The organism is Humidesulfovibrio sp. (genome assembly GCF_031082295.1).
Classification (GTDB): domain Bacteria; phylum Desulfobacterota; class Desulfovibrionia; order Desulfovibrionales; family Desulfovibrionaceae; genus Humidesulfovibrio.
In genome coordinates, this window is record NZ_JAVHLD010000027.1 from 35299 (window position 1) to 41842 (window position 6544).

The window sequence follows — 6544 nt, forward strand, 5'->3', positions numbered from 1 at the left end:
TCACCACAGCCTGTCGGCGTAGACCGTGGGCAAGCCCACTTCCACGATGCGCGCTGCGGTGCGCGCGATGTCGTACGGCACGAAGCGCACCTCGATCTCGGTGTCCGCGCCTGCCTCTCCCGGCTGCCAAAGCACATACTTGGCCTTGTTGTTGCCGTCGCGCGGCTGGCCCACGCTGCCCACGTTGACGATGTGGCGCGCGCGGCCGCTCAGGGTCGTCTGGCCCTTTGCGAGGTGCTTGCGCTCGATGCGCCCGGCGCCCGGCTGCGGCCCGGGGAAAAAGCTGATGCGCTCAAGGTCGTGGGTGTGCCCGGCGAAGCAGAGGGGATGGTCGTACAGGCCGAAGGTCTCGCGCAGGGCGTCGTCGTCGAGCTCGTAGAGGTACTTGGACACCAGGCCCGGCGGGCAGCCGTGCACGAAGAGCGCCCCAAACGCCTCCAGGGTGCGCGGCAGGGTGCGGAAATGCATCACCGAGTCATCGGACAAGAGCTGGCGGGTGCGGTCCAGGGCCTTCTTGGCCTGGGCGTTGAAGAAGCCGCGCGCCTGGGCCTCGACCAGGCCATGCTCGTGGTTGCCCAGCACTGAAGGAATGCCGCGTTCGCGCAGGAGCCGCACGCAGGCCTCCGGCTCCGGGCCGTAGCCCACCATGTCGCCCAGGTTCAGCACGTCGGTCACGCCCTGGGTGTCGATGTCGGCCAGCACGGACCGGAGGGCCTCCAGGTTGCCGTGCACGTCGGAAATGACCGCGCCGCGCCGCTGCTTCAGTGACTGGGCCAGTTCCTGTGGTTGGGCTGGTATTGTGTCCGCCATTGGAGGAAGCTACATCAGCCGCAGGATGCTTGCAACCCGGCCTTGCGCCGCGCCATTTTTTACGGCAAGGAATCGGAGGGCCTCCGAATATTTTCCGGCCTGCCAGCGCAGGCACGGACCGAACCCAGCACAAGAGAGACAGAACAAAACCGCATGGCCAAGCTCAAGACCCTGCTCCTGCACCCGGATTCCATCGTTCGGCGCGACCTGCGCCGGGTGCTGGAGGGCGCGAATTTCTTGCAGGTGCTGGGCGAGGCCGTCTCCGCCTTCGAGGCCATGGAGCTGCTGGAGGCCATCCCCTACGGCGCGCTGTTCCTGGCCGTGGACCTGCCCGGCGGCGTTTCCGGCCTGGAGATGGCCCAGATGCTGGCCGGCCGCAAGAACAAGCCCGCGCTGATCTTCCTGGCCTCGGCCGAGTCCCAGGCCTATGCCGCCTTCGAGCTCGGGGCCACGGACTTCCTGCTCTGGCCCGCGGGCGATGAACGCCTGCAGAAGACCCTTGCCAAACTCGCCGAGTTCAAGGCGCGCTTCCGCGAAGTTCCCATGCCCGACAAATGGTCCGAGGCCGCCCCGCAGAGCGCCGACAACTGGGCCGAGGGCGAGGGCGAGACCGTTTCGCTGCCGCTTGAGGACGAGGAGCAGGACCACTTCCTCTCCGCGCTCAAGCAGGCCTGGGACACCAACCAGCACCGCACCCCGGAGATCGAGAAGCTGGCGGTGAGCCAGGACGGGCGCATGTACCTGGTGCCCTACAACCAGATCGTCTTTGTGGAGGCCTACGAGGACTACTCGTACGTCAACACGGCCAACCAGAAATACCTGACCTCGTACCGGCTGAAGTACCTGGAGGAGCGCCTGGCCCCGCACCGCTTCTTCCGCGTGCACCGCAAGTACCTGGTCAACCTGGACATGGTGACTGAAATTGCGAGTTTGCCGGGCAGCAACTTCATGCTGCGCACGGCGGGCCGCACGCGCATCGAGCTGCCCATCAGCCGCCGCAGGCTGGCCAGCCTGAAGCAGGTTCTGGGCTTCTAGCGCCGGGAGGCGTCCGTTCGCCTCCTCTGTGCCGCCGTACGTCGAATTTAATGGGGCCTGCCGCGCCGCATGCTGTACATGCGGGCAATGGGGGCCACGCTGGCCGGGGACACCCGATGGTCGCATCGAGGGACAGGCCCCGCGCCGCGCCCGAGGAGGACAAGATGGAACACAGTGGCACTCTGGAGAGCCTGGCGCAGGAGCTGCGCGTCTTTAGGCCGCTGCCGCAGCTGGTCATCGAGGCCAACGTGAACCCCCAGGAGCTGGAGGCCTTCCGCCGCCAGGCCGCCCACGACCCCCAGGGCTATTGGGAAGAGGCCGCCGACGAGCTGGACTGGTACAAGAAGTGGGACCAGGTCCTCGACGAGTCGGGCGCGCCCTTCTACCGCTGGTTCCCCGGCGCGCGCTGCAACATCGTCTACAACGCGCTCGACCGCCACATCGAGACCGCCAACAAGAACAAGCTGGCGCTCATCTGGGAAGGCGAGCCCGGCGATTCCCGCAAGTACACCTACTACGAACTCTACCGCGAGGTGAACCGCTTCGCCAACGCCCTGCGCACCCTGGGCGTGGGCAAGGGCGACCGCGTCATCATCTACATGCCGCCCCTGCCCGAGGCCGTCATCGGCATGCTGGCCACGGCCAAGATCGGCGCCATACACTCCCTGGTCTTCGCCGGATTCTCGGCCAAGGCCCTGCGCTCGCGCATCCGCGACGTGAAGGCGAAGGTCGTCATCACCGCCGACGGCTTCTACAGAAACGGCCAGATCATCCGCCTGAAGCAGACCGTGGACGAGGCCCTGGTGGGCGCCTGCGCCGACTGCGTCGACTCCATGGTCGTGGTGCACCGCGCCAAGGTCGACACGGACATGCTCGACGGCCGCGACTTCTGGTACGAGGACCTGGTGCGCCGCGAGCGGACCGAGTCGCCCACCGAGGTGATGGAGGCGAACGACACGCTGTTTTTGCTGCACACCAGCGGCACCACCGGCGCGCCGAAGATCGTCTCGCACTGCCACGGCGGCTACATGGTGGGCGTGCACCGCACGCTGAACCACGTCTTCGACATCAAGCCAACCGACATCTTCTGGTGCACCGCCGACCTCGGCTGGGTCACGGGCCACAGCGCCGTGGTCTACGGGCCGCTTCTGGCCGGAACCACCACGCTTTTGTACGAAGGCCACCCCAACTATCCCCAGGCCGACAGAATGTGGCACATCGTCAGCAAGTACGGCGTGACCATCTTCTACACCGCGCCCACGCTCATCCGCATGCTCATGCGCTTCGGGCCGCAGTACCCGCGCCAGCACGACCTCTCCACCCTGCGCCTGCTCGGCAGCGTGGGCGAGCCCATCGGGCCGGAGACATGGCTGTGGTTCTACCGGCACATCGGCCGCGGGGAATGCCCGCTGCTCGACACCTGGTGGCAGACCGAGACCGGCATGTTCATGATCTCGCCGCTGCCCATCTCGCTCCTCAAGCCCGGCAGCGTGACCAAGCCCCTGCCCGGCGTGGAGGTGGACATCGTGGACCGCGAGGGCAACTCCGTGCCTCCGGGCAAGGGGGGGCTGCTCGTCATCACCAAGCCCTGGCCCGCCATGATGACCGGGTTCTACACCCCGCCAGGCGCGGACACGGGCGGAGAGGAGCGCTACCGCGAGGCTTTCTCGCGCTTCCCGGGCAAGTACCTGGCGGGCGACGTGGCCAAGCGCGACGAGGACGGGTTCCTCTGGATCCAGGGCCGCGCCGACGACGTCTTGAACATCGCCGGGCACCGCATGGGCACCGCGGAGATGGAGAACGCCTTCCGCTCGCACCCGGCCGTGGCCGAGGCCGCCATCATCGGCGTGCCGGACAAGATCAAGGGCGAGGCCGCCAAGGCCTTCATCATCCTGATCCAGGGCGCGGAGCCCTCAGACGACCTGATCCTGGACCTGAAGCACCACATGCGCAAGGAACTGGGGCCGGTGGCGGTCATCAAGAGCATCGAGTTCCGCACCACGCTCCCGCGCACCAGAAGCGGCAAGATCATGCGCCGCCTGCTCAAGGCCGAGGAGGCGGGCGAGGCGCCGGGCGATCTGTCCATGTTGGACGACACGGAGTAGGGCGGGCAGCACCGCATCCTGCAAGGCAAAAGGCCGGGATCGAGTTTCACTCGCCCCGGCCTTCTGTCGTATTCATGCGTGTGGCGCAATGAGTTGCGTTGAGGCCAAGCCGAGGCCTGCTCCGGTCACTTCGCAGTTGCCATATGAATGTGGTCCCAGTGAGCCTTCAATTCGTCCGGTGTCGCCTCGCGGAGTATTTGCCGTGTCTTTGGGTCTCTGTGGAAGCCGCCGATGGGGCTGATAAACATCTCCGCATCAGGCTTGCCACGTGTCCATACCTCCATGTTGCGGAGAAGTTCCCGTACCTTCTCGCGCTTTTCAACCGGCGCCGAGGGGGCAGTAGCCAAGCCCACCGGCATCATGTTTACCTCGTTGATGCCCACGGCGCGGCCATAGACGTGGGGGCCTTAATGGAGCCGCTGCCCCTCAGCGCGGTTACGGCTGCTTCTTGCGGCGGGGGGCCTTGTAATAGGTGCCCTCCTCGAAGTCGAAGAGCAACCCGTCCTCAATGACCTTTGAGGAGATGTGGTCCAGCCCCACGCGCACATGCACACGGCGGTGCTGTTCATGCAGCGGACTTGGTGCGTCCGGCGGCAGATAGTCCTCCATCATCTCCACCAGGAAGGTTCCATTCATGTCGTCCGGGGCGGGCAGGGCGAGCACCTTCTCCAGGCCCCAGAACCCGGCCTTGGGCAGGGCCTGGATGACGCAGCGGCTGCCGTCCTGCGTGGCAATGGCGAAGAACGCGGGGTTCCAGGGGTTCGGCACCACAAGCTCTGAGCTGTGTTTGTATGTGCCCTCCGCTCTAACGGAGATTTCTCGCACGGAGAGTGCTATTGTTTGCGCCACTGCGGTGAGGGAGCTGCGAATGAGCAGGCGCGCGGAAGGGGTGAGGGGCTGCGGCTCCAGCGGCTCAAACACTTCCCGTGGCGGCATGCCCGGCTCGCGTACAAGGCTGCGCAACACCGGCGGCTTCGCCTCCAGGTCGATCTCCACCGTGGCGATTTGCATCCGACCGTCCGGGCCTCGGTTGGTGCGGTCTATCCAGTATCGTAGCGGTCTCTTCACCATGCGGATGTTCTCGGCGCCCGGCGGCAGGCGTGGGGACCCCCAATTCTCGGCCAGGGGCCCCTTGTAGAAGGCCTGGGCCTTGCCCATGGCCTCGGGATCCTGGACATAGCCGACGTAGAGACGCATCCGCATGGTCCCAGAGGCGTCCCGCTCCGGAGCAGTAAAGAAGCTCACCACGTTTGAGGTGATCCGGTCATCCATGACTTTGTGTGTGCCGAAGCAGAGAATGCTTTTGCTCAGACCGTCCCAGGAAAAGGTGGGTTCCGCAGCGAGGGCTGTGGTCAGCAACAGGAGAAACAGGGTCAGGGCGAGTATGGCACAACGCATGAACACCTCCTGGGTTGGCCGCCGGACAGACGCCCGGCGGCCGACAGGCTACTTTCTGGTCTGGATATGGATGTGATTCCAGTGCGCTGCGATTTCGTCGGATGTCGCCGGGCGCATATTTCTTCCATCGCCACCGGGATAGCGGTAGAATCCGCCATAAGGAGTAATGACCATCTCCACTTCCCTGTTCTGCTTTCCCCAGGCTTCGATCTCTGAAGCCTGCTGCCGCAGGCGTTCTTTGGCCGCAGGGTCATTGCCACCCACGACATCCTTGATTCGTGCCCCGTTGACCTCATTGATGTCCACGGCCCGGCCCTGGACGTGCGCGTTTTTGGAGTCTGGAGCGCTGTCCCGTTTGCCGCTGTTCGCGTTGATGGAGCCCAGTTGGGGGTTGTCCTTGCTCAGCTTCTCCACAGCCTCTCGTGTCTGCGGCTCCAATTTCTCATGTGTCGGGACCGGACTGCCATTGTCGTTCTTCCAAGTTGCCTCGGCCGGTTGTTTTTGCGGTGGAGCCACCGGCCCGCGCACTTCGGTGCCGCCGGAGAGTCCGCCTTCCTCATATGAGGCCTGTTCGACGGTCGGCGTGGAGTCGTCGCCCTCTTCGGCGATGAGCACCTCGCCCTCGACAGCCTCATCCTCGGCGGCTGAATCCTCAGAACCGGGCTCGTTATCGTCCCCATCCATCGGCTCATCAGCCGCGAACAGCCGCACACGCCCGCCGCCAGTGGGGATGCTGCCCCCGCTCGGCCCGGTGTAGCGCCCGTGCCAGCCGTAGGGCTGCGGCTTCCCGCCCGCGCCGATTATCGTCTCGCTGGCCGTGCCGCCGCCCGAGACCTCTGCGGAGTTCTCCGCCGCCGCGCCCAGGCTGAGCAGCGACCGGGGCTCCGGCGGGGTCCAGTCCCTGGGCCTGGCCACCACCCACCAGTCGGGCTCGCCGCCGCCGCGCGGCTGGGTCTGAATGTCCTTGCTGCTGAACACCGGCGCGTGCCCGCCGCGCTCGTCAACGATCCACAATCGTCTGCCTTGGCTATCTTGCAACATAAAGTACCTCCATTGAATTTGCAATGAAGTATAGCATGGGCTTTCGGGCCGGGACAAAAATCACCCGCTTTTGGCCGGTAAAAGGACAAAAATTCCCGGTTGACAGGGTTTTCCACCAAAGCCGAAAGGGCTGTTTCAGGAGGAACCTGAAACAG

At 65.3% G+C, this 6544-nt stretch carries 6 protein-coding genes; 2 read left to right on the top strand and 4 right to left on the bottom strand.

The window, feature by feature from the left end:
- Entirely contained in the window at nucleotides 1-810 is an 810-nt protein-coding gene (locus RDU24_RS12575; RefSeq protein WP_308736116.1) for a metallophosphoesterase family protein, read from the bottom strand.
- A gap of 153 nt (nucleotides 811-963) precedes the next feature.
- On the opposite strand from RDU24_RS12575, the gene RDU24_RS12580 reads away from it, so the two are divergent.
- Both RDU24_RS12580 and acs read left to right on the top strand, forming a co-directional pair.
- Nucleotides 964-1845, top strand: coding sequence for a LytR/AlgR family response regulator transcription factor (locus RDU24_RS12580; protein ID WP_308736117.1), 882 nt, complete (start codon nucleotides 964-966; stop codon nucleotides 1843-1845).
- A 164-nt stretch (nucleotides 1846-2009) separates the two neighbouring features.
- On the top strand, nucleotides 2010-3950 hold the full coding sequence (gene acs, locus RDU24_RS12585; protein ID WP_308736118.1) for an acetate--CoA ligase: 1941 nt from the start codon (nucleotides 2010-2012) through the stop codon (nucleotides 3948-3950).
- A gap of 125 nt (nucleotides 3951-4075) precedes the next feature.
- Here acs and RDU24_RS12590 read toward each other — a convergent pair whose 3' ends face one another.
- The 3 genes from RDU24_RS12590 to RDU24_RS12600 are packed head-to-tail and all read right to left on the bottom strand — an operon-like array spanning nucleotide 4076 to nucleotide 6389.
- On the bottom strand, nucleotides 4076-4333 hold the full coding sequence (locus tag RDU24_RS12590; protein ID WP_308736119.1) for a hypothetical protein: 258 nt from the start codon (nucleotides 4331-4333) through the stop codon (nucleotides 4076-4078).
- 52 nt (nucleotides 4334-4385) lie between these two features.
- Nucleotides 4386-5348, bottom strand: a complete 963-nt coding sequence (locus tag RDU24_RS12595) for a hypothetical protein (RefSeq protein ID WP_308736120.1) — start codon at nucleotides 5346-5348, stop codon at nucleotides 4386-4388.
- Between the two features lie 48 nt (nucleotides 5349-5396).
- The gene (locus RDU24_RS12600) at nucleotides 5397-6389 is read right to left on the bottom strand and encodes a hypothetical protein (protein ID WP_308736121.1); all 993 of its coding nucleotides are present in this window, start codon (nucleotides 6387-6389) and stop codon (nucleotides 5397-5399) included.
- Nucleotides 6390-6544: the final 155 nt, after the last annotated feature.